Annotated in this window: 20 protein-coding genes; 11 read left to right on the forward strand and 9 right to left on the reverse strand. The window is 71.9% G+C overall.

Annotated elements, in window-relative coordinates; genetic code table 11:
* Window positions 1-35 precede the first annotated feature (35 nt).
* Genes ACFC0Z_RS02220 through ACFC0Z_RS02230 form a run of 3 tightly spaced genes read left to right on the forward strand, consistent with a single transcriptional unit; the run spans window position 36 to window position 3,452 of the window.
* On the forward strand, window positions 36-761 hold the full coding sequence (locus tag ACFC0Z_RS02220; protein ID WP_376431803.1) for a succinate dehydrogenase: 726 nt from the start codon (window positions 36-38) through the stop codon (window positions 759-761).
* A gap of 1 nt (window position 762) precedes the next feature.
* A complete protein-coding gene (locus tag ACFC0Z_RS02225) occupies window positions 763-2,709 on the forward strand; it encodes a fumarate reductase/succinate dehydrogenase flavoprotein subunit (RefSeq protein WP_376431805.1) in 1,947 nt (648 codons plus the stop codon).
* A complete protein-coding gene (locus ACFC0Z_RS02230; protein ID WP_376431807.1) occupies window positions 2,706-3,452 on the forward strand; it encodes a succinate dehydrogenase/fumarate reductase iron-sulfur subunit in 747 nt (248 codons plus the stop codon). The genes ACFC0Z_RS02225 and ACFC0Z_RS02230 overlap by 4 nt, the downstream gene beginning before the upstream one ends.
* 9 nt (window positions 3,453-3,461) lie before the next feature.
* Here ACFC0Z_RS02230 and ACFC0Z_RS02235 read toward each other — a convergent pair whose 3' ends face one another.
* Both ACFC0Z_RS02235 and ACFC0Z_RS02240 read right to left on the reverse strand, forming a co-directional pair.
* Window positions 3,462-5,657 (reverse strand): protein kinase, encoded by a 2,196-nt coding sequence (locus ACFC0Z_RS02235; RefSeq protein ID WP_376431809.1) that lies wholly within the window; start codon window positions 5,655-5,657, stop codon window positions 3,462-3,464.
* A gap of 47 nt (window positions 5,658-5,704) precedes the next feature.
* Window positions 5,705-8,047 (reverse strand): ATP-binding cassette domain-containing protein, encoded by a 2,343-nt coding sequence (locus ACFC0Z_RS02240; protein WP_376431811.1) that lies wholly within the window; start codon window positions 8,045-8,047, stop codon window positions 5,705-5,707.
* 242 nt (window positions 8,048-8,289) lie between these two features.
* On the opposite strand from ACFC0Z_RS02240, the gene ACFC0Z_RS02245 reads away from it, so the two are divergent.
* Window positions 8,290-10,641 (forward strand): collagenase, encoded by a 2,352-nt coding sequence (locus ACFC0Z_RS02245; RefSeq protein WP_376431812.1) that lies wholly within the window; start codon window positions 8,290-8,292, stop codon window positions 10,639-10,641.
* A 63-nt stretch (window positions 10,642-10,704) separates the two neighbouring features.
* On the opposite strand, the gene ACFC0Z_RS02250 is transcribed toward ACFC0Z_RS02245, so the two are convergent.
* Complete coding sequence (locus ACFC0Z_RS02250; RefSeq protein WP_376431814.1) at window positions 10,705-11,367, reverse strand: deoxynucleoside kinase; 663 nt, start codon at window positions 11,365-11,367, stop codon at window positions 10,705-10,707.
* Window positions 11,368-11,598: 231 nt separating this feature from the next.
* On the opposite strand from ACFC0Z_RS02250, the gene ACFC0Z_RS02255 reads away from it, so the two are divergent.
* On the forward strand, window positions 11,599-12,087 hold the full coding sequence (locus ACFC0Z_RS02255; protein WP_376431816.1) for a hypothetical protein: 489 nt from the start codon (window positions 11,599-11,601) through the stop codon (window positions 12,085-12,087).
* Window positions 12,088-12,160: 73 nt separating this feature from the next.
* Here the strand turns inward: ACFC0Z_RS02255 and ACFC0Z_RS02260 are convergent, their stop codons facing one another.
* Window positions 12,161-12,376 (reverse strand): dodecin, encoded by a 216-nt coding sequence (locus ACFC0Z_RS02260; protein WP_376431818.1) that lies wholly within the window; start codon window positions 12,374-12,376, stop codon window positions 12,161-12,163.
* Between the two features lie 296 nt (window positions 12,377-12,672).
* On the opposite strand from ACFC0Z_RS02260, the gene ACFC0Z_RS02265 reads away from it, so the two are divergent.
* The 4 genes from ACFC0Z_RS02265 to ACFC0Z_RS02280 all read left to right on the forward strand — a co-directional run bounded on the left by ACFC0Z_RS02265 (window position 12,673) and on the right by ACFC0Z_RS02280 (window position 16,176).
* Entirely contained in the window at window positions 12,673-13,917 is a 1,245-nt protein-coding gene (locus ACFC0Z_RS02265; RefSeq protein WP_376431820.1) for an extracellular solute-binding protein, read from the forward strand.
* A gap of 141 nt (window positions 13,918-14,058) precedes the next feature.
* Complete coding sequence (locus tag ACFC0Z_RS02270) at window positions 14,059-14,883, forward strand: GNAT family N-acetyltransferase (RefSeq protein ID WP_376431822.1); 825 nt, start codon at window positions 14,059-14,061, stop codon at window positions 14,881-14,883.
* On the forward strand, window positions 14,880-15,704 hold the full coding sequence (locus ACFC0Z_RS02275; protein ID WP_376431824.1) for a lysophospholipid acyltransferase family protein: 825 nt from the start codon (window positions 14,880-14,882) through the stop codon (window positions 15,702-15,704). Before ACFC0Z_RS02270 ends, ACFC0Z_RS02275 begins: the two co-directional genes overlap by 4 nt.
* A 28-nt stretch (window positions 15,705-15,732) precedes the next feature.
* Window positions 15,733-16,176: a hypothetical protein gene (locus ACFC0Z_RS02280; protein WP_376431826.1), complete on the forward strand. Its 444-nt coding sequence runs from the start codon at window positions 15,733-15,735 to the stop codon at window positions 16,174-16,176.
* 9 nt (window positions 16,177-16,185) lie between these two features.
* Here the strand turns inward: ACFC0Z_RS02280 and egtD are convergent, their stop codons facing one another.
* The 4 genes from egtD to egtA are packed head-to-tail and all read right to left on the reverse strand — an operon-like array spanning window position 16,186 to window position 20,490.
* Window positions 16,186-17,151 carry an L-histidine N(alpha)-methyltransferase gene (egtD, locus tag ACFC0Z_RS02285; protein ID WP_376431828.1) on the reverse strand — a complete coding sequence of 322 codons (966 nt, stop codon included), beginning with the start codon at window positions 17,149-17,151 and terminating at the stop codon, window positions 16,186-16,188.
* Window positions 17,148-17,900 carry an ergothioneine biosynthesis protein EgtC gene (egtC, locus tag ACFC0Z_RS02290; protein ID WP_376431830.1) on the reverse strand — a complete coding sequence of 251 codons (753 nt, stop codon included), beginning with the start codon at window positions 17,898-17,900 and terminating at the stop codon, window positions 17,148-17,150. Before egtC ends, egtD begins: the two co-directional genes overlap by 4 nt.
* Complete coding sequence (egtB, locus tag ACFC0Z_RS02295; protein ID WP_376431832.1) at window positions 17,900-19,234, reverse strand: ergothioneine biosynthesis protein EgtB; 1,335 nt, start codon at window positions 19,232-19,234, stop codon at window positions 17,900-17,902. Before egtB ends, egtC begins: the two co-directional genes overlap by 1 nt.
* Window positions 19,231-20,490, reverse strand: a complete 1,260-nt coding sequence (gene egtA / locus ACFC0Z_RS02300; protein ID WP_376431834.1) for an ergothioneine biosynthesis glutamate--cysteine ligase EgtA — start codon at window positions 20,488-20,490, stop codon at window positions 19,231-19,233. Before egtA ends, egtB begins: the two co-directional genes overlap by 4 nt.
* 188 nt (window positions 20,491-20,678) lie before the next feature.
* Between egtA and ACFC0Z_RS02305 the strand changes: the two genes are divergently transcribed.
* Both ACFC0Z_RS02305 and ACFC0Z_RS02310 read left to right on the forward strand, forming a co-directional pair.
* Entirely contained in the window at window positions 20,679-20,849 is a 171-nt protein-coding gene (locus tag ACFC0Z_RS02305) for a hypothetical protein (protein ID WP_376431836.1), read from the forward strand.
* 81 nt (window positions 20,850-20,930) lie between these two features.
* Window positions 20,931-21,152, forward strand: a complete 222-nt coding sequence (locus ACFC0Z_RS02310) for a hypothetical protein (RefSeq protein ID WP_376431838.1) — start codon at window positions 20,931-20,933, stop codon at window positions 21,150-21,152.
* A gap of 121 nt (window positions 21,153-21,273) precedes the next feature.
* Here ACFC0Z_RS02310 and ACFC0Z_RS02315 read toward each other — a convergent pair whose 3' ends face one another.
* Window positions 21,274-22,704 carry a flotillin family protein gene (locus tag ACFC0Z_RS02315; RefSeq protein ID WP_376431840.1) on the reverse strand — a complete coding sequence of 477 codons (1,431 nt, stop codon included), beginning with the start codon at window positions 22,702-22,704 and terminating at the stop codon, window positions 21,274-21,276.
* Between the last annotated feature and the right edge of the window lie 3 nt (window positions 22,705-22,707).

Consider the following 22,707-nt stretch of genomic DNA (forward strand, 5'->3'; position numbering starts at 1 on the left):
GACCACTCGGGGCCTTCGGCTCTAGCGTCGAGGGCATGGCTCTGGCACCCCCTGGGGACCGGGCGGCGCGCCGCCCGCCCACCCCCGCACCGTCACGCGGATTCCTCTCCTCGACCCTCGGCAAGAAGACGGTCATGGCGGTGAGCGGGCTGATCATGCTCGGCTACCTCGTGGCCCACGTCGTCGGCAATCTCAAGGTCTTCTTCGGCCCCGAGGAGTTCAACGGATACGCCCACTGGCTCCGGGTCATGGGCGCGCCCCTCCTCCACCACGAGTGGGCGCTCTGGCTCGTCCGGATCGTGCTCCTCGCCGCCGTCGTCGCCCACGCCGTCTCCGCGTACCAGCTGACCCGGCGCGACGTGAAGGCCCGGCCCGTCGCCTACGTCCACCGCCGCAAGCGGGCCTCCTACGCCACCCGCACCATGCGCTGGGGCGGGATCATCCTCGCTCTCTTCATCGTCTGGCACGTCCTCGACCTCACCACCGGCACCGTCCACCCCGGCGGCTTCGAGGAGGGCAAGCCCTACCAGAACGTCGTGGACACCTTCTCCACCTGGTACGGCAACGTCATCTACATCGTCGCCATGCTCGCCGTCGGCCTCCACGTCCGCCACGGCTTCTGGAGCGCCGCCCAGACCCTCGGCGTCGGCAGCGCCCGCCGCGAGCGCCTCCTGAAGGCCCTCGCCAACACCCTCGCCGTCGCCCTGACGGCGGGCTTCGTCTCCGTCCCCGTCGCCGTCATGACCGGAGTGGTGAGCTGACATGAGCTATGCCGAGTACCAGGTGGGCGAACCGATCGCCGACACCAAGGCACCCGCCGGCCCCATCGCCGACCGCTGGGACACCCGCCGCTTCGAGGCCAAGCTGGTCAACCCCGCCAACCGCCGCAAGCACCGGATCATCGTCGTCGGCACCGGCCTCGCCGGCGGCTCCGCCGGCGCCACCCTCGCCGAACAGGGCTACCACGTCGTCCAGTTCTGCTTCCAGGACTCCCCGCGCCGCGCCCACTCCATCGCCGCGCAGGGCGGCATCAACGCCGCCAAGAACTACCGCAACGACGGCGACTCCATCCACCGCCTCTTCTACGACACCGTCAAGGGCGGCGACTTCCGGGCCCGCGAGTCCAACGTCCACCGCCTCGCGCAGATCTCCGTCGAGATCATCGACCAGTGCGTCGCCCAGGGCGTCCCGTTCGCCCGCGAGTACGGCGGCCTCCTCGACACCCGCTCCTTCGGTGGCGTCCAGGTCTCCCGCACCTTCTACGCGCGCGGCCAGACGGGACAGCAGCTCCTCCTCGGCGCCTACCAGGCCCTCTCGCGCCAGATCGCCGCCGGAAACGTCGAGATGCACGCCCGTACGGAGATGCTCGACCTCATCGTGGTCGACGGCCGGGCCCGGGGCATCGTCGCCCGCGACCTGATCACCGGCGAGATCACCGCGCACTACGCCGACGCCGTCGTCCTCGCCAGCGGCGGCTACGGCAACGTCTTCTACCTCTCCACCAACGCGATGAACTCCAACGCCACCGCCGTCTGGCGCGCCCACCGGCGCGGCGCGTACTTCGCCAACCCCTGCTTCACCCAGATCCACCCCACCTGCATCCCGCGCACCGGCGACCACCAGTCCAAGCTGACGCTGATGAGCGAGTCGCTCCGCAACGACGGCCGCATCTGGGTCCCCAAGGCGAAGGGCGACACCCGCCCCGCCGCCGACATCCCCGAGGACGAGCGCGACTACTACCTGGAGCGGATCTACCCCTCCTTCGGCAACCTCGTCCCCCGCGACATCGCCTCCCGCGCCGCGAAGAACGTCTGCGACGAGGGCCGGGGCGTCGGCCCCGGCGGCCAGGGTGTCTACCTGGACTTCACCGACGCCATCCGGCGCATGGGCCGGGCCGCCGTCGAGGAGAAGTACGGCAACCTCTTCGACATGTACGAGCGGATCACCGCCGAGAACCCGTACGAGGTCCCCATGCGGATCTACCCCGCCGTGCACTACACGATGGGCGGACTCTGGGTCGACTACGACCTCCAGACCACCGTCCCCGGCCTCTTCGCGATCGGCGAGGCCAACTTCTCCGACCACGGCGCCAACCGGCTCGGCGCCTCCGCCCTCATGCAGGGCCTCGCCGACGGCTACTTCGTCCTCCCCGCCACCATCAACGACTACCTCGCCCGCCACCCGGGCGCCGAACCCGTCACCGACGACCACCCGGCCGTGCGGGAGGTCCTCGCAGAGACCGAGGACCGCCTCAGCCTCCTCCTCGCCGTCGACGGCGACCGCACCCCCGACTCCTTCCACCGCGAACTCGGCGAACTCATGTGGGAGTTCTGCGGCATGGCCCGCACCGAGGAAGGGCTGCGCAAGGCCCTCGCCCGCATCCCGCAGATCCGCGAGGAGTTCTGGCGCCGCGTCAGGATCCCGGGCAGCGGACAGGAGTTCAACCAGTCCCTGGAGAAGGCCAACCGCATCGTCGACTACCTGGAACTCGCCGAGCTCATGTGCCTCGACGCGCTCCACCGCGCCGAGTCCTGCGGCGGCCACTTCCGCGAGGAGTCCCAGACGCCGGACGGCGAAGCCGCCCGCCGCGACGAGGAGTTCTCCTACGCGGCGGCCTGGCAGTTCACGTCGCCCGGCGCCGCACCCGTCCTCCACAAGGAGGACCTCGCCTTCGAGTACGTCCACCCCACCCAGCGGAGCTACGCATGAAGCTCACCCTGCGCGTCTGGCGCCAGCGGAACGCCGACACCCCCGGCGCGATGTCCACGTACGACGTGGACGGCATCTCCGCCGACATGTCCTTCCTGGAGATGCTCGACACCCTCAACGAAGAACTCATCCTGCGCGGCGAGGACCCCGTCGCCTTCGACCACGACTGCCGCGAGGGCATCTGCGGCGCGTGCAGCCTCGTCATCAACGGCGACGCGCACGGACCGGAGCGGACGACGACCTGCCAGCTCCACATGCGCTCCTTCCGCGACGGCGACACCATCGACGTCGAGCCCTGGCGGGCGGCGGCCTTCCCCGTCGTCAAGGACCTCGTCGTCGACCGCTCCTCCTTCGACCGCGTCATCCAGTCCGGCGGCTACATCAGCGCCCCCACCGGCTCGGCCCCCGAGGCCCACGCGACCCCCGTCCCGAAGCCCGACGCCGACACGGCCTTCGAACACGCCGAGTGCATCGGCTGCGGGGCGTGCGTGGCGGCCTGCCCCAACGGCTCGGCGATGCTCTTCACCTCCGCCAAGATCAACCACCTGAACGTCCTGCCCCAGGGCTCCCCGGAACGCGAGACCCGGGTCCTCGACATGGTCGCCCAGATGGACGCGGAGGGCTTCGGCGGCTGCACGCTGACGGGGGAGTGCGCGACGGCGTGCCCGAAGGGGATTCCGCTGACGTCGATCACGTCGATGAACAGGGAGTGGCTGCGGGCGCGGAGGAAGGTGAAGGGGTAGGGGTCTCCGTCACGCCGGGGTGGCGTAGGGGTCGAGCGAGGTCCAGCCCTTCTCGGTCTGTACGTAGAGGATGCCGCCGGCCACGAGGATGCCGACCTCGGCGTCGCTCTTCTTGGGGAAGCCGCCGGGCAGCGTGAAGCGGTTCACCACGACGTGCCGGACGAGGTCGATGACGACTCCGGCAGAGCCGCAGACCACGTAGGCTCGCTGTCCCGTGACCACGGGCGGCGGGTTGTGTCCCTCGCACTGCAGGTTCAAGGCGAGCCGCCAGGCGGGGAAGCCACCGACGAGACCGACGAACGCATACTCGGGGGTCTCTTCGCCGGTCACGCCGTACGTGCCGACGTCGGAGACGGTGGCGGCGGCGAGGCCCAGTCCGTTTCCGTACTGGACGGCGCTCCGGGTGCCGGCCTCTTGGTGGATGAACGCCTGGAAGCGGGACGCGCGGCAGAGGTACGACACCTCCTTCGCCGGCGGCCGCGCGGGTGTGACCGTCAGCTCCCAGGGTTCACACTGTTCCGCCAGGTTCGTCGTCCTGACGCTCGCGCCGCCCTTGATCCCCAGGCTTACGACGAGATTCGCCGATGTCTCCCCTCCGGACATCGCGAGGACATGTACCTGGCCGCCCGAAACCCGCACGCGGGGGTACGCGATGTCCTCGGTGACGCTCCGTCGGCGCCACCGCGTACCGCCCGTGGCGGCGTCGACCGCCACGACCGCTCCGTCGAAGGTCGATCCGTAGATCGCGTCACCGACCGCCGTGATCCGGGCGATCGCGCTCCCGCCCGTCCGCTCCCAGAGCTCGTGGCCGTCGGACAGCGCGAGCGCCCGGAGCCCGTCCGGTGTGGAGACCACGATCCTCTTCCCGAGGACTGCGGGCGCGTGGTCGTCCTTGACGGTCGTCGGGACCGACCAGATCGTGCGCCCCGTAGCGGCGTCGATCCGGACCACCCGCTTCTCGGTCTCGAAGACGTCGGGTTCGACGCAGACCAGGGACGCTTCGACGAACACACACTGACCGAGGCCGGTGTCCAGAGACCAGGCCCGCCAGCCCTTGGGCCGCCGTGCGGGGGAGTCGGCATACGCGTTCGTCAAGCCGGGATCGCCCCCGTACACAGGACTGTACGGGGTGGCCGCCGCCAGCACGGAGGCGTCCGGCATCTTCCCCGCGGGCGGAGCCGACGGTGTGGCGGACGGGCGCGCGCCACCGCCGCCCGAGGACCGGCCGTCCGGCCACCACGCGTACGCTCCTGTCCCCGCGAGCAGCGCGACCGCCGTCGCCAGCGCGACGAGGACGGGTCGTCGGCGGGCGCGCCGGCGTGCCGGGAGCGGGACGACCTCCGTGGCGGCCGGGGGAGCGGGCTGCACAGGCAGGAGCACAGGGCGCGTGCCCCACTCCTCCTCCGGGGCCCGACGGAACGCCGACAACAGATCCTCCGGCCCCGGCCGTTCCCCCGCCTCCTTCGCCAGGCACCACTGCACGATCTCCCGTACCGTGCCCGAGAGTTCCGCGACCTCCGCCGGTTCGTGGACCACGTTGTACGCCGTCATGTACGGGCTCCCCGCGTCGAACGGGCCGTGGCCCGTCGTCGCGTACACCAGCACCGCGCCCAGCGAGAAGACGTCCGACGCCGCCGTCACCCGGTGCGGGGCCGACAGCTGTTCGGGGGACATGAACGGGGGCGTGCCCAGGATGCGGCCCGTGACCGTCATCGTCTGGTGGTCGGCGGCCCGGGAGATGCCGAAGTCGATGACCCGGGGGCCGTCCTCCGTCAGGAGGACGTTGTCGGGCTTGAGGTCGCGGTGGATGACCCGCACCTGGTGCATGTCCCGCAGCGCCTCGACGAGGCCGACCGCGAGGAGTCGCAACTCCGCCCCGGACAGGGGGCCTTCCGACTCGACGCGGTCCCGGAGCGTGCGTCCGGGGACGTACGTCGTCGCCATCCACGGCCGCTCCGCCTCCGGGTCCGCGTCGACGACCGGCGCGGTGAACGCTCCACTGACCCGGCGGGCGGCCCGTACCTCCTGGCGGAAGCGCGTACGGAACTCCGGGTCGGCGGCGAACTGTTCGTGGACGACCTTGAGCGCGACCGGCCGCCCGGACTCGGCCGTCGCGAGGAAGACCGTGCCCATGCCGCCCGCGCCGAGCCGGTCGAGGAGCACGTATCCGCCGATCACGCGCGGATCGCTGTCCCGCAGTGCCACTCTCGTCCCCGTCCCCCCGGCCGTGTGTGCGGGTGAGCGTACCCGGGTCAGTCGGCGAGCGCCCTGGCCAGGTAGGGCGCCGTCCGGCTTGTGGGGGAAGCGGCCACTTCGGCGGGCGGCCCGGCGGCCACGACCCGGCCGCCCTCGTCGCCGCCGCCGGGGCCGAGGTCGAGGACCCAGTCGGCGGTGGCGACGACGTCCATGTCGTGTTCCACGACGATGACGGAGTGGCCGGCGTCGACGAGGCCGTGGAGCTGGCGCATCAGGACTTCGACGTCGGCGGGGTGGAGGCCGGTGGTCGGCTCGTCGAGGACGTAGAGGGTGTGGGCCCGGCGCGGGCGCTGGAGTTCGGAGGCGAGCTTGATGCGCTGCGCCTCGCCGCCGGAGAGTTCGGTGGCCGGCTGGCCGAGGCGGAGGTAGCCGAGACCGACGTCGAGGAGGGTGCGGAGGGAACGGGACGCGGCCGGAACGGAGGCGAAGAACTCGGCCGCCGACTCGACCGTCAGGTCGAGGACTTCGGCGATGGTGAGGCCCCGGAGGCGTACCTCCAGGGTCTCGGGGTTGTAGCGGGCGCCGTGGCAGTCGGGGCAGGGCGCGTACGTGCTCGGCAGGAAGAGCAGCTCGACGGAGACGAAGCCTTCGCCCTGGCAGGTCTCGCACCGGCCCCCGGTCACGTTGAAGGAGAACCGGCCCGCCTTGTAGCCGCGCGCCTTCGCCTCCTCCGTCTCCGTGAACAGCTTGCGGACGACGTCGAAGAGTCCGGTGTACGTGGCGAGGTTGGAGCGCGGTGTGCGGCCGATGGGCCGCTGATCGACCGTCACCATCCGTCCCACTCCCTCCACTTCCCCGGTGAGCGCGCTCACGAGCGTCGACTTGCCCGAGCCGGACACGCCCGTCACGGCGGTGAGCACGCCGACCGGGAAGGCCGCGTCGACCGCGCGCAGGTTGTGCCGGGTCACCGGTCCCGTCCGCAGCCAGCCGGCCGGGGCGCGGACCTCACGGGCGGGCGCGGGCTCCCGGTCGAAGAGGAAGCGCCGGGTCGCCGAGGCCTCGACCGCCGCCAGCTCCTCGGGCGGGCCGCTGTGCAGGACCCGTCCGCCGTGCACCCCGGCGCGCGGGCCGACGTCCACGATCCAGTCGGCGTGCCGGACGACGTCGAGGTGGTGCTCGACGACGAAGACCGAGTTCCCGGCCGCCTTGAGGCGGTCGAGGACCACGAGCAGCGCCTCGGTGTCCGCCGGGTGCAGACCGGCGGACGGCTCGTCGAGGACGTATACGACGCCGAAGAGCCCCGAGCGGAGCTGGGTGGCGAGGCGGAGCCGCTGGAGTTCGCCGTTGGACAGGGTCGGGGTCGCGCGGTCGAGGCTGAGGTAGCCGAGGCCGAGTTCGGTGACGGTGGCGATCCGCTCGACGAGGTCCTCGGTGAGCACCCGTGCCGTCTCGGTGCCGTGTTCCGCCTGGAGCAGGCCGGCGAGCACGGTCAGCGGTCGCGCGGCGAGTTCGGCGATGGTGTGCCCCGCGAAGGTCACCGCGAGCGCCTCGGGGCGGAGCCGGCTGCCGCCGCACACCGGGCAGGGCGCGCTGGTCAGGAAGCGTTCGGCCTTCGCGCGCAGGGTGGTGCTCTTCGAGTCCGCGAAGGTGCGCAGGACGTAGCGCCGGGCGCTCATGTACGTACCCTGGTAAGGGCGTTGGATCCGCCCTGCTTCCCGTACCGGGTGGACCGTGACGACGGGCTGCTCGTCGGTGAAGAGGATCCACTCGCGGTCCTTCGCGGCGAGCTCGCGCCACGGCCGGTCGACGTCGTACCCGAGCGTGTCGAGGACGTCCCGCAGGTTCTTCCCCTGCCAGGCGCCCGGCCAGGCGGCGATGGCGCCCTCGCGGATCGACAGGTCCGGGTCGGGGACGAGGAGTTCCTCGCTCGTGTCGTGGACCCGGCCGATCCCGTGGCAGGAGGGGCAGGCCCCGGCGGCCGTGTTGGGGGAGAAGGCGTCGGAGTCGAGGCGGGGCGCGCCCTCCGGGTACGTCCCGGCGCGCGAGAAGAGCATCCGCAGAGAGTTGGAGAGTGTCGTCACCGTTCCCACGGAGGAGCGGGCGTTCGGCGTGGACCGGCGCTGTTCCAGGGAGACCGCCGGTGGCAGTCCGCTGATGTCGCCGACGGCAGGGGCCCCCACCTGGTGGATCAGACGGCGGGCGTACGGCGCGACCGACTCGAAGTACCGGCGCTGCGCCTCCGCGTAGATCGTCCCGAAGGCGAGTGAGGACTTCCCGGAGCCGGAGACGCCGGTGAAGGCGACGAGCGCGTCCCGTGGGATGTCGACGTCCACTCCGTCGAGGTTGTGCTCGCGGGCACCGCGGACGCGGACGTACGGATCGTGGGGGCTGGCGTGCATGCGCCGATTTTAGCCAAGCGGGGGCTGTTTTCCCTGGTGGGAACGGGGGTGGCGGCGCGTCAGGGCGGCGGGGGGCGTCGGGCGGGGCCGCCGCTTCGGCAACTTTTTCGTCTCGGCGATCAACAAATGTGGCCAGAAGTCTTCCAGAACAATGCGACATGTGAAATTTTACACGTCACGTGCCAGCTGCCCGTGTGTCCCAGCGCGTGGCAACCCACACAAGGCCCCGGAGGCCCCCACAGATGCATCCCTACCGGATATCGAAGAGCGCGCGGACCATCCCCGTGCTCGGCGCGGCGGTCGTCATGACCCTCGGCCTGTTCGCGCCGTACAGCCAGGCCGCCACCGCCACCACCGGTGACACGGCTCGGGCCGCCGCCGGCGCCGAGGCCACGCGGGCGATCCCCGTTCCGAAGTCGCCGCACGCCATCAGCGCCAACCCGCGCTTCCGTCTCTCCTCGCAGGAGACCGGCGAGGAGACCGGCCCGCGCCCCGCGCCCACCGGCGTCTCGACCGCCACGACGGGCAAGACGAGCAAGTCGGGCAAGCTGCTCTCGGCCGCGGCCGGGGACCCGTGCAACGACCTCTCGGGCGTCATCAACAACACGGGCACCGCTCTCATCACGGCGCTCAAGACGCTCCCGCAGATCACCTGTACCTACCCCCTGTTCGGCCTCACCGGCACGGACGCGCGGAACGCCTTCCGCGAGGACAAGATGGTGACCGTCGCCAACGCCCTGCGCGACGCGTCCGCCACGTACAACGGCACCAACAGCAACCAGATCGGCCAGCTGGTCCTCTTCCTGCGCGCCGGCTACTACGTGCAGGACAACAACGCCGCCACCGTCGGCGACTACGGCACCGCCCTCGACGGCGCCGCCAAGGGCGCCCTCGACGCCTACTTCGCCTCCCCGCGCAGCAAGGACGTCACCGACGCCAACGGCGCGATCCTCAACGAGGTCGTCACGCTGATCGACAGCACCGAGACGGCCGGCCGGTACGCGGGCGTCCTGAAGTGGCTGCTCGGCAGCTACGTCTCCTCGTGGCCCGGCCAGATGAACCTCTCCATGCAGCACGTCGAGTGGGTCGTCGACAACGCCTTCGCCGCCAAGAACGACGCCCGCGGCTTCCGCGCCGCCCTCAAGGCCGACCCCGCCATCCTCGACACCTGGGCCGGCTTCATCACCCGCAACGGCGCCGCGCTCAACCGCGACGACGTCGTCAGCAACGTCGGCCGCTTCCTCGGCTACGCCCTCGACGTCCCCGAGCTGAAGGAGCGCCTGCGCCCCCTGCTCAAGGACATCATCAACCGGTACCCGAACGTCGGCCCCACCGCGCCGATCACCATGAACCTCGGCTGGGCCACCCGCCAGTTCGACCGGGGCAACTGCGCCGCCTACGCCATCTGCGACCTCGGCGACCGCGTCCTCCCGCAGGTCCTGCCGACCCAGCACGTCTGCAACGACGGCATCAAGATCCGCGCCCAGGACATGTCCCCCGGCCAGCTGGCGACCACCTGCACCAGCCTGATCAACCAGGACGCCTACTTCCACCGGATCATCGGTGACAAGGGCGCCATCGCCGGCGACGTGAACACCAACCTGGAGGTCGTCGCCTTCGACGACTACACCCAGTACGCGCTGTACGCCTGGGCCATCTACAACATCGACGTCGACAACGGCGGCATGTACGAGGAGGGCAACCCGGCCGTCCCCGGCAACCAGGCCCGCTTCATCGCCCACGAGGCCAGCTGGATCCGCCCGACGTTCGAGATCTGGAACCTCAACCACGAGTACACCCACTACCTCGACGGCCGCTACAACATGTACGGCGACTTCGAGGCCGGCATGGTCACCCCCACCATCTGGTGGGTGGAGGGCATCGCCGAGAACATCTCGTACGGCTACAAGGGCGAGCGCAACGACGGCGCCATCACCGAGGCCGCGAAGAACACGTACAAGCTGAGCGAGCTCTTCGACACCGTCTACGGCCAGGAGGCCGACCCGAACGTCAACTCCACCCGCGTCTACCGCTGGGGCTGGCTCGCGGTCCGCTACATGCTCCAGAAGCACCCCGCCGACATCCAGGCCGTCCTCGGCAAGTACCGCTCGGGTGACTGGAACGGCGCCCGCACGATCCTGAAGACGACCATCGGCACCCGCTACGACGCCGACTTCGCCAACTGGCTCGCCACCGACTGCGCGACGAACGACTGCGGCACCCTGCCGGACGCCCCGACCGACGTCCCGGCCGAGACCGCCCCGCTCTGCACCCTCCCCGACACGCGCCAGTTCGACCAGAACTGCCGCCGTGAGGGCCTCGCCGCCGGCGCGGGCAACTACAGCTACCACTTCGTGTACCTGCCGGCCGGCGTCAAGCAGCTGAAGCTGACCGCCACCGGCGGCACCGGGAACGCCGACCTGTACTACGGCGGCTCCGCCTGGGCCACCACCTCCGCCTACCAGGCGAAGTCCACCAACGCCGGCAACGGCGAGACGCTGACGATCGACAACCCGCCGTCCGGCTGGGTGTACTTCAGCCTCGCCGGTGCGCAGGACTTCAGCGGAGTGACCCTCTCGACGAAGACCCAGTAACAGTCAGGTGAAACGGTCCGCCGGTGCCCGTCGAAAGACGGACACCGGCGGATTTCGCGTAGGTCAGAGCGTGGCGCGGGCCGCCGCCAGGGCGTCCTTCACCTGCCGGGCCACGCGGGCCGCGTCCTCGGGGTTGTTCACGACGTCCGTGTTGTTCATGTCCACGACGAGGACCTCGCTGGCCGAGTAGTGCTTGTGCACCCAGTCGTCGTAGCCGGACCACAGCGTCCGGTAGTACGCGACGAGGTTCTCGTCCTGCTCGAAGTCACGGCCCCGGAGCCCGATCCGGTACATGACCGTTTCGAAGTCCGCCTTGAGGTAGACCATGAGGTCGGGCGCCTTGCGGTACGGCAGGCCGTCGATCTCGCGCATCATCTCGTCGAGCAGACCCTCGTACACCTGCATCTCGAGCGAGCTGATCCGGCCGAGGTCGTGGTTGACCTTGGCGAAGTACCAGTCCTCGTAGATGGACCGGTCGAGGACGTTGTCACCCTGCTTGTACGCCTCCTTGATCGCGGCGAAGCGCGTCTGGAGGAAGTACAGCTGGAGCAGGAAGGGGTAGCGCTTGGCCTCGATCTCCTCGGGGCTCGCCGAGTAGAAGAGCGGGAGGATCGGGTTGTCGTCGACGCTCTCGTAGAAGACGTCGCTGCCGAGCTCCTTCGCGAGGAGCTCCGCCACGCTCGTCTTGCCGATCCCGATCATGCCTCCGACGCAGATCACCGGCATACCTCACTTCTCCCTGGGGGTCTTCTGTTCGCGAGCGGGTGAGCTGGGCTTCCCGCACCACCGGGACGCACGCAGGACGTACGTCGGCGGTCACGCGATTCCCCCGGGACTCGGGGTGGGCCGGCCGTTCCGCACCTGCCGCGCGGGGCGGCGGGTCGCAGCCCGAGGCCGCAGTGCATTTTAGATGAGGATTCGCCGGGTTCTGTCGGTGCCTGCTCCTAGGCTGGCCCCGTGACGCGCGACCACCGGCCCCTGGCCGTCTTCGACCTGGACAACACCCTCGCCGGGACCGCCCACCGGCAGCACTTCCTGGAGGGGCGGCCCAAGGACTGGGGCGCCTTCTTCGCCGCGGCCCCCGCCGACCCGCCCCTCGCGGAGGGCGTCGAGCTGTGCCGCGAGGCCGCCGAGGAGTGCGAGATCGTCTATCTGACCGGGCGGCCGGAGCGCTGCCGCCGGGACACCGTGGCCTGGCTCACCGCGCAGGGGCTGCCGGAGGGCACGATCCACATGCGGGGGCACCGGGACTTCCGGCCGGCGCGGGTGACGAAGGTCGAGGTCCTGCGGCGGCTCGGCGCCGACCGCGAGGTCCGGATGCTGGTGGACGACGACCTGCTCGTCTGCGACGCGGCGGAGGCGGCCGGATTCCGGGTCGTACGGGCCCGGTGGGCGACGCCCTCGGAGACGCTGCGGGACGCGCAGGAGAAGGAGGGCCGGACCTGATGACAGGAGGGCCCGGACCCGGAGGAGGGCCGGACCTGACGGCCGGCCCTCTCTGCGGCGGGACGCCGTCCGGTCAGCCCTCGTCCTCCAGGCGGAAGCCCACCTTCAGCCCGACCTGGTAGTGCTCGATGGCACCGTCGACGATGTGCCCGCGGACCTGCGTGACCTCGAACCAGTCAAGGCCGCGCAAGGTCTGCGCGGCGCGGTCGATGCCGTTGCGGATGGCCTGGTCGACGCCTTCGTGGGACGTGCCGACGATCTCGGTGACGCGATAGGTGTGATTCGACATGGGGGCCGGACTCCTCTCGGTACGTCCTTCCACCGTGCCCCAGGGCTGTTCGGCGCGCGACAGGACGGGGGCCGAGGGTGACCGCGTCATCACTCCGTGATGACGGAGTGATCACGGAGTGAAGATCCTGCCCGATCTCGGGTCGGAAGGAGATGGTCAAGGACTTGACCACTCCGTTGGTCCAGACCAAAATTCGGGTCACATACCCGCGCGAACACCCCGTTCGGTCCCCCCACGTCGGGTCAGAGCCCCCCAAGGCGCACTAGCCCTGTGCTCAAACACAGAAGGTGACCCACGTGAAGAACCGCCACCTCGCCTGCCCACTGGCAGCCGCCCTCGCCCTCGCCCTCTCCGGGTGCGGCATGCTCCCGGGCGTGAGCGAGACTCCCACCGTCAGCATCTGGCTGATGCGGGACAGCGTCAGCGAGGACTTCCTCACGCGGTTCACGGAGGAGTACGAGCAGGAGCACGACGTCGAGCTGGACGTGACCATCCAGGACTGGACCGGCATCGGGAAGAAGGTCACCGAGGCCATCACCGGCTCCGGCGGTCCCGACCTCATCGAGGTCGGCAACACCCAGGTCGCCCAGTACGCCGACACCGGCACGCTCTTCGACCTCACCCTGGAGTCCGTCCGCGACCTCGGCAGCGAGGACTGGCTGCCCGGCCTCGCGGAGCCCGGCAGCATCAACGGCTCCCAGTTCGGCATCCCCTGGTACGCCGCCAACCGCATCGTCATCTACCACAAGGACCTCTTCCGCGAGGCCGGCATCGCCAAGCCCCCGGCCACCCGCGCCGAGTGGCTCGCCGACACCGAGAAGCTCAACCGGGGCGGCACGCAGGGCATCTACCTCGCGGGCCAGGACTGGTACACCCTCGCCGGCTTCATCTGGGACGAGGGCGGCGAACTCGCCGACGACAAGGCCGGCCAGTGGACGGGCGCCCTCGACAGCCCCGCGGCCCTGCGCGGCATGGCCTTCTACAAGGAACTCCAGTCCCTCGGCTCCGGACCGAAGGACGCCGACGAGCAGAACCCGCCGCAGTCCGACGTCTTCGCCAAGGGTGACGTGGCCCAGCTGATCGCCACGCCCAGCGCGGTCGCCGCGATCCTCAAGGCCAACCCCGAACTCGAAGGCAAGCTGGGCTACTTCGCGATACCGGGCAAGAAGGCCGGACAGCCCTGCACCGTCTTCACCGGCGGCTCCGACCTCATCATCCCGGAGAACGCGCCCGAACGCGCCGCCGCGCTCGACGTCGTCAAGGCGCTCGCCGGCGAGAAGTGGCAGACCGAACTGGCCCGCGCCATGGGCTACGTGCCGAACAAGAAGTCCCTCGCCTCCGTCGTCGGCGGCCAGGAGGCCACCGCCGTCATGGCCTCGGCCGCCGCGCGCGGCAAGGCGACCCCCAACTCCCCGCAGTGGGCGGACGTCGAGGGCAACAACCCGATCAAGCCGTACATGACGGCGGTCCTCCAGGGCGACGACCCGGCGAAGGCGGCGAAGGCGGCGTCGGAAGAGATCACGGACACGCTCGCCGAATAGCATTCAGCGGGTCCACACCCGCGGGTCCCCGGACGGTCATGTCGAATCCAGCCGGTGACGGAAGAAGTAGGGAGCCGGGCCACCACCGCTCACGCGGCCCGGCGCGCCCGCTCCTCTTCCGTCCGGCCGGAGGTACCCGCCATGACCGTCGCTCCCTCGTCACCCGCGCTCGCCGCCGTTCCCGCCCAGCCCACGGCACAGGACCGGGCCGGGCGGTCCGCGACCGCCGGGCAGCCCCGGTACGTCGTCGGGCTCGCCCGCGACCAGGAGGACGTACGGGCCGCCCAGCGGCTGCGCCACCAGGTCTTCGCCGGAGAGATGGGCGCGATCCTCGACGGCCCCGAACCCGGCCTCGACGGCGACGCCTTCGACGCCTACTGCGACCACCTGCTCGTACGGGACGAGGCCACCGGCGAGGTCGTCGGCACCTACCGGATCCTGCCGCCCGAGCGGGCCGCCGTCGCCGGACGCCTCTACGCCGAGAGCGAGTTCGACCTCACCCGGCTCGCCCCGATCCGCCACGACCTGGTCGAGGTCGGCCGCTCCTGCGTCCACCCCGCCCACCGCAACGGCGCCGTCATCTCCCTCATCTGGGCCGGACTCGCCCGCTACATGACCGAGACCGGGCACGAGTGGCTCGCCGGCTGCTGTTCCCTCCCCCTCGCCGACGGCGGCGCCCTCGCCGCCGCCACCTGGGACACCGTGAAGACCAAGCACCTCGCCCCCGAGGAGTACTGGGTGACCCCGCACCGCCTCTGGAACTCCGAGGGCGTCACCCGCCCCGAGGGCCGCACCGAGCTGCCCCCGCTCCTGCGCGGGTACCTCCGCCTGGGCGCCCAGGTCTGCGGCGCCCCCGCCCACGATCCGGAGTTCGGCGTCGCCGACCTCTACGTCCTCCTCTCGCTCCGCCGCACCAACCCGCGTTACCTCAACCACTTCCTGTCCCTGGCCCCGGCGGCGCGGTGAACACCACCACGGCACCCTCGCCGTGGCTCCCCACGGCGCCGTGCAGCCCCGGACCCGACTGCGCCGCGCACCCGGAGGCGTACGACGTCCGAGACGTCGTGGGGCCGGTCCGCGCCGTGATCCGTCTTGCGGCGGGCATCACCACCGTCCTCCTGGGCCTCCTGCCGGCCCCGGCCGCCGCGCTCCTCCCGGCGGCCGCCCGGCTGACCCTCGTCCGCCGCTGGGCACGCGCGGTGGTCCGGGCTTTCGGCGTCCGCGCCCGGTACGAAGCACCCGGCGACACCACCCCCGGCCCCCTCCTCGTCGTCGCCAACCACGTCTCCTGGCTCGACATCCCGCTCCTCGCCGCGGTGCTCCCCGGCCGCACGGTCGCCAAGACGGAGGTACGCGGCTGGCCGGTCCTCGGCACCGTCGCCGCCCTCGGCGGCACCCTCTTCATCGACCGCGACGGCCTCAGGGCGCTGCCCGGCACGGTCCGGGAGATGGCGGGGATCCTCGCCGCCGGCGGCCGGGTGATCGTCTTCCCCGAGGGCTCGACCTGGTGCGGCCGGACCGCCGGCCGCTTCCGTCGCGCCGCCTTCCAGGCGGCCCTGGACGGCGGCGCCGACGTCCAGCCCGTACGCCTCGACTACCGCCCGACGGGAGCCGCCGCGTACGTCGGCCCCGACCCGCTCGGTACGTCCCTGTGGCGGGTGGTCACCACCCGCCGGCTCACCGCCGAGGTCCGCGTCCTGCCCCGCATCCCGACGGCCCGGTACCCCGACCGGCGCGCCCTGGCGGCTGCCGCCGAACGCGCGGTGACGGAACGTCCCTTGCCTTAGGGAGAGTTGGCTCCTATCGTCCGAAAGCGTGAGGACTTCGACGGCGTGCGTGGGGGCTCTGGCCGTGGTCGGGACGATGCTGCTCGCCACCGCGTGCCAGCTCGAAGGCGAGGCGTGCACGCAGGCCGGCGCGGACTCCGAGGCGAGCGTCATGTGGCGGCCCGCGGACTTCCCGAGCGCGGCGCGCTATCGCCTGTGCGTGGGCGAGGAGTGCCGGGACCGCGCGTCGGTGGACCAGGACGAACCCCGTACCTTCCTGACGGTTCCCCTCCCCGAGGCGAAGGGCCCGGAGAAGGTGACGGTGAGCTTCCGGGTCACGGACCCGGAGACCGGCCGCACCGTCTTCGACCGCACCGTCGGGACCACCCTCCGGAAGGTGACCCCGAACGGTGAGGGCTGCGACCCCACCGCCTGGCAGGCCGGGTTCCACGTCGACCTGAAGCGGGGCCTGGTCGCGGGCGGTTCGGACTGAGACGGCCGGTCACCGCGCCGTCGACAGCGACAGCGCGAACCGCCCCTTCTCGTCCGTCCACCAGTGGGCCAGGTCGAACCCCGCCGCCGACAGCTCCTTCCGTACGCCCGCCTCCCGGAACTTCGCCGAGACCTCCGTCCGCAGTTCCTCGCCCGCCGCGAAGGGCACCACGAGGTCGAGCTCCGGGATCTTGACGGTGAGGGCGTGCCGGGCCCGCAGCCGCATCTCGATCCACTCCTGCTCCGCGTCCCACAGGGCCACGTGGTCGAAGGCGTCGAGGTCGGCGTCGGCGCCGAGTTCGCGGTCGATCACGGACAGGACGTTCTTGTTGAAGGCCGCCGTCACCCCGTCCGCGTCGTCGTAGGCGGCGACGAGGGTCGCCTCGTCCTTGACGAGGTCCGTGCCGAGGAGCAGGGCGTCGCCGGGGGCGAGCATCGCCCGTACCGAGTCGAGGAAGGCGCGCCGCTCGTCGGGGAGCAGGTTGCCGATCGTGCCGCCGAGGAAGGCGACGAGGTGCGGTCCCGGCAGGTCGGGGAGGGCCAGACCCTGGGTGAAGTCCGCGAGGAGCGCGTGGACTTTGAGGGCGGGGCGCTCGGCGAGCAGCCCGGCGGCGGCACCCGTGAGGGCGGACTCGCTGACGTCGACGGGGACGTACGTGTCCAGGGTCGGCAGGAGCGCGTCGATCAGGTAGCGGGTCTTCTCCGAGGAGCCCGAGCCCAGTTCGATGAGGGTGCGCGCGCCGGTCGCCGCCGCGATCTCGGCGGCCCGGGAGATGATGATCTCCCGTTCGGCCCGCGTCGGGTAGTACTCGGGCAGCCGGGTGATCTCCTCGAACAGTCCGCTGCCCTTGGCGTCGTAGAACCACTTCGGCGGCAGCGCCTTGGGGGAGCGGGTCAGCCCGTGGAGGACGTCGGCGCGCAGGTCGGCGTCGGCCGCGTCGGGGGCGAGGGTGCGGGTCAGCTGGAACGGGCTCACGCGGACGGCTCCTTGAGCGGGGTGAGGGTGACGTCGGCACGGTCGGCGGTCACGAGCGTGTGCCCGGGAACCTCCCGCCACCGAAGGTCGTCGTCGTACGGTTCGGAGGCCACGACCACGCGGTCGGGACCGGTCAGGTACCAGAGGCTGTTCCCCCAGGCGGTGGCGGCGACGGTGGTGCCGTCGGTGAGCAGGAGGTTCAGGGAGGCGCCGGGGGCCGCCTCGGCGACCTCCCGGACGGTGTCGGCGAGCGCCGTGCCCGGCGCGTCCCCGGCCCGGAGCCGGCGCAGGAGCAGCGCCCACACGAGCGCCGAGTCGGTGCGCGCCTCCAGCCGGAGCAGCTCTCCGGCGGACAGGGCGGCGGCGGGCGCGGCGAGGGAGTCGGGCCAGCCCGGGACCGCGCCGTTGTGACTGAACAGCCAGGGCCCGGCGGCGAAGGGCGCCGCGGCCGCCTCCCCGTCGGCGCCGGGCACCGTGGCACCCCGGACCGCCGCGAGGAAGGCGCCGGTACGGATCACCCGGGCGAGGTCCTGGAAGGAGAGGTCGCCCCAGATCGGCCCCGTCCGCCGGTACCGGGCCGGCACGGGGTCGCCCTCGGCGTACCAGCCGACGCCGAAACCGTCGGCGTTCACGACCCCGCTGGTCTGCGTACGGGGTTCCCAGGACTGCCGCAGGAGGGCGTGCGGCGGCCGCACCAGGAGCTCTCCCAGGGCCACGGGACCGCCCACGTACGCCACATGACGGCACATCAGTCGAGCTCCGCGGAGCGGGCCGTGCGGAAGCCGGAGAAGATCTGGCGCCGCACCGGCAGGTCCCAGTTGCGGAAGGTGCCCCGGCAGGCCACCTGGTCCACGGCGAACGAACCGCCGCGCAGCACCTTGTGCGCCGGTCCGAAGAAGACCTCCGAGTACTCCTTGTACGGGAAGGCGGTGAAGCCCGGGTACGGCAGGAAGTCGCTCGCCGTCCACTCCCAGACGTCCCCGATCAGCTGCCGCACGCCGAGCGGCGAGGCGCCCGCCGGATAGCTGCCCGCCGGGGCCGGCCGCAGGTGGCGCTGCCCGAGGTTGGCGTGCTCGGGCCCCGGGTCGGCGTCGCCCCACGGGTACCGGCGCGAGCGCCCCGACACCGGGTCGTGCCGGGCGGCCTTCTCCCACTCGGCCTCGGTGGGCAGCCGCCGCCCGGCCCAGCGCGCGTAGGCGTCGGCCTCGTACCAGCTGACGTGCAGCACCGGCTCCTCCTCCGGTACGGGCTCGGTGACCCCGAAACGGCGGCGCAGCCACTGCCCGCCGTCCCGGTGCCAGAACAGTGGCGCGACGATGTCGTGCTCCCGGATCTGCGCCCAGCCCTCGGGCCGCCACCAGCGGCGCTCGGTGTACCCGCCGTCCGCGAGGAAGGCCATGTAGGAGCCGTTGGTGACGGGGACGGTGTCGATGCAGAAGGCCGGGACGAGGACCGCGTGGGCCGGACGCTCGTTGTCGAGCGCCCACGGCTCGTCGGACGTACCCATCGTGAACGGTCCACCGGGCACGAGGACTTCGGTGGGCAGCGGGCCGCCGGTGTGGGTGACGGGGGGCGGGGGAGCGGTGAGCGCCGCCGGTCCCTTTCGCAGCTGATGGGTGATCAGCATCGTCTCGTCGTGCTGCTGTTCGTGCTGCGCGATCATCCCGAAGGCGAACCCCTCGTCGAGCAGCGGCCGTCCGGTCAGCGGAGTGCTCGCGAGCACGTCCAGCACGCGGAGCCGGACGTCCGCCGCGTACGCGCGGGCCTCGCCCGGCGGCAGCAGCGGCAGCGTGGGGCGGGTGGCCCGCGGGTGCTCGAAGGCGTCGTAGAGCGAGTCGATCTCCGGGCGGAGCGCCTCCCGCCCGGCGACGGCCCGCCACAGCCACTGCTCCTCCTGGTTGCCGATGTGGGCCAGGTCCCAGACGAGCGGGGACATCAAGGGGGAGTGCTGGGCGGTGAGTTCGCCGTCGTCGACGCAGGAGGTGAGCAGTGCCGTGCGCTCGCGCGCGACGGTCAGGGCGTCGAGGGCCCGGTCGCGCAGGGCCGTGCGGTCGTCCGTCGCTGTCGGTTCGCCGGCGTTCATGACGTCACCACCTGGAGCTCGTCGGCCGGGCAGCCCCCGGGGATCACGTACCGTTCCTGGAACTCCGCGACCTTCCGCCGCACCTCCGCGCCCGCCCCGATCCGGGGCAGCGCCTCAAGGGCCGCCGCGAAGACCGCGCGGGCCGCCTCGTGCAGGTCGAGGTCGCCGAGACCGGTGCGCGCGGAGGCCTGCCACAACGGGTTGCGCGGCGCGGGACCGCCACCCGCGCGCGCCGCCAGCGGCTCCACCGCCCGGTACACGGTCTCGGCCGCCGCCGCGTCCTCGAAGACCGCCGTCGTCACCGCCACCGGCACCATCCAGCCGTCGTGGCCCGGTTGCGCGTCGATCATCCGCAGCTCCAGATGGCCCCGCGGCCGTACCGGCGGGAAGAGCGTCGTCACGTGGTAGCGGAGGTCGTCGGCGTCGGCGGGGCGCGGCAGGCCGGAGCGCAGCCAGTCGCGGAAGGTCAGCCCCTCCGGGACGGCCCACGGCCCCTCCGGGGTGCGTACGCACATCACCGGCGTGTCCAGGACGTGTGCCGTCCACTCCTCGCGCGGCCTGCCGTCCGGCAGGGGCGCGAGCGCCCGGTGCGGGTCGAGGTCCGTCCACAGCGCCTGCCGCGTCGAGAGCCAGCCGGTCCGACGGCCGCCGTAGACGGCGGAGTTGGCGAAGGCGGCGACGAGGACGGGGCCGATCAGGTGGGCGAGCTGCCAGCGCCGGTGGTAGCCGAGCGGCCCCGGCCCGTCGAGCCCGGCGTCGAGACACACCTGCACCGAGGCCGAGTCGCACATCATCGCCCGCCCGGCGGGACCCGTGCGGTCGAGGGCGGTCTCCATGGCGTCGTAGCGGGGTTCGTGCAGGACCCGGCCGCGCGGCGCGTGCCAGGGGTCCACCCCGTAACCACTGAGGGCGAGGCCCGCGGATCCGAGGGCCTCCCGGACCACGCGCAGGTCGGCGGCGAGCGAGTCGAGACACTCCATGAGCGAGCCGGCCGGCCGGGAACTGAGCTCCAGCTGACCACCGGGCTCGAACGTGAGCGCCGAGACCAGCGGCAGGGAGCGTACGGTGTCGAGTGCGGCGGCCAGCCTCGGCGGCCGCACGGGCAGACGCGGGTCGCGCAGATCGTGCACGAACCATTCCAGCTCCGCCCCCACCGTGCGGGGCGGGCCGGTCTTGAAACAGATGCCGTGCAGCAGCTCCTCCGCCGCCGCCTCGGTGAGCGGGGGATCGCCACGCGGTGCACCGCTCGGCGCCATCCGTACACCTCCTGGTCCTCGGTGAACGCTCCGGAACTTGCTGATTCCACCTAAAGCCACCACCGACCGGCGTGCAAGAGCGCCCCTCCGCGGCTCGGCCGCCCGCCCTGACATGCGGCTCCCGCACCCCCGTGCCAGGCTGAATCCATACGGACCAGCGTCCGAATCCCCTCTTGGGAGGCACGATCGTGGGCAAGAAACAGACCCGGACCAACCGAGGCGCCCGTACCGGAGGCCATGAGCACCGCACGGACGCGGTGGCCAAGGAGAAGAGCGCGCCGACCCCCACGAGAGAGCCGCAGATGCCCCTCGTGGAGCACGCGTCCCACCGCAAGGAACGGAAGTTCGGCCACAACTGAGCCGGTCATGACACTCACTGAACATGACCGGAGCGGAGTAGGCGGGCGTGCCCTGACGCGGTCCCGGTCGTTGTGCGCGGCATGACGATCCTCAACCGCCGCGCTCTCGCCACCGCCGCCCTCGCGGCCACCGCCGTCCTCGCCTCGGCCGGGGCGGCGTCCGCCGACAGCGTCGGGAACAGCATCCCGGGCCTCGGACTCCTCTCCCCGAGCTTCGGCAAGGGCGAGCACCAGGCCCCGCAGGCACCCGCCGACAAGGCCCTGCCGACCCACGACGCCCTCAACAACGTCACCCTGCCCTGACCGGTACGGGAAAGGGGCCCGGCGCCGTCACGGCGCCGGGCCCCTTCGCGTACCCGACCGGTCACCCGGCGTCCGGTCGCTCGACTTCCGGCTACCCGGCGTCCGGCTGCTCGACGTCCGGCTACTCGGTGTCGCCGACCGTGATCTGTACGCTCTCGACGTTCACCGAGCCCTCCGGCGACCTCGGGCCCGGCGTCACCGCCGCGCCCGGCTTCTCCTGCGCCGCCGGGCTCATCGTCGCGAGCAGCTGCCGGGCGAGCCCGAGCCCCGTCCCGCCCATGGTCAGCGCCTTGGCGAAGACGTCCGCCATCCCGTCGGCGCCGTTGAGCAGGACCATCTGGTCGACGTTGCCGAAGGCGGACGCACCGGCCGACACGATCTCCGGCCACTTCTCCGCCAACTGCTGGGCCACCACGGCCTCCTGGTTCTCGGCGAGCGCCGCCGCACGGGCCTTGATCGCCTCCGCCTCCGCGAGGCCCTTCGCCCGGGTCGCCTCGGCGATCGCGAGGCCCTTCGCGTGCTGCGCCGCCGCCTCGGCCTCACCCGTGAGCCGGGTCGCCGTCGCCTTGGCCGCGCTCGCGAGCTCGGTCTCCTTCGCCTCGGCCTCGGCCGCCGAGATACGGGCGTCACGCTCGGCCGCGGCCAGCGTCCGCGTCTCGTACGCCATGGCGTCGGCCGGCTTGCGGACCTCCGCCTGGAGCTGCTGCTCCTTGCGGTGGCCCTCCAGCTCGGCCACCCGGGTCTCCTGGACGACGACCTCCTGGCGGGAGGCCGCGTCGGCCAGCGGTCCGGCCTGCCGGGCCCGGGCCGAGGCCTGGTCCCGTTCGGCCTGGTAACCGGCCTGGAGGATCTCGCTGTCGCGGGTCGCCTCCGACATGCGGGCGGCGGCCTGCTGCTCCGCCTCGGTGGCCCGCCGGTTCGCCTCCGCCTGCGCGATCCGCGCGTCCCGCTGGACGGCGGCGGCGTGCGGGGCGGCGAGGTTCTTGATGTAGCCGGTCGGGTCCTCGATCTCGTGGATCTGGAGCGAGTCGACGATCAGACCGAGCTTCTCCATCTCCGTGCCACAGGCCGAACGGGCCTGCCCGGTCAGCTTCTCCCGGTCACGGATCATGTCCTCCACGGTCAACCCGCCGACGATGGCGCGGAGATGACCGGCGAAGACGATGTGCACCCGCTCCGACATCAGCTTCTGCTGGTCGAGGAAGCGGCGGGCGGCGTTGGCGATCGACACGAAGTCGTCGCCGACCTTGAAGATCACCACACCGCGGACCTTCAGCGGAATGCCCTGGTGGGTGACGCACTCGACGGACAGCTGCGTCTCGTTGAGGTCGAGCGAGAGCTTGCGGACCGCCTGGACGCCGGGCATCACCATCGTGCCCCGCCCGGTGACGATGCGGAACCCCATCCCCGCGCCGAGGCCCTCGTTCTTGTGGTTGGAACCGGAGATGATGAGCGCCTCGTTGGGCTCCGCGACGCGCCACATCATCTTGAAGACAGCGATCAGAACGGCGAAGGCGCCGACGACGACCCCCGCCAGAATGCCGATGCCCATGGG

It is taken from the genome of Streptomyces sp. NPDC056144 (assembly GCF_042264145.1).
Classification (GTDB): Bacteria; Actinomycetota; Actinomycetes; order Streptomycetales; family Streptomycetaceae; genus Streptomyces.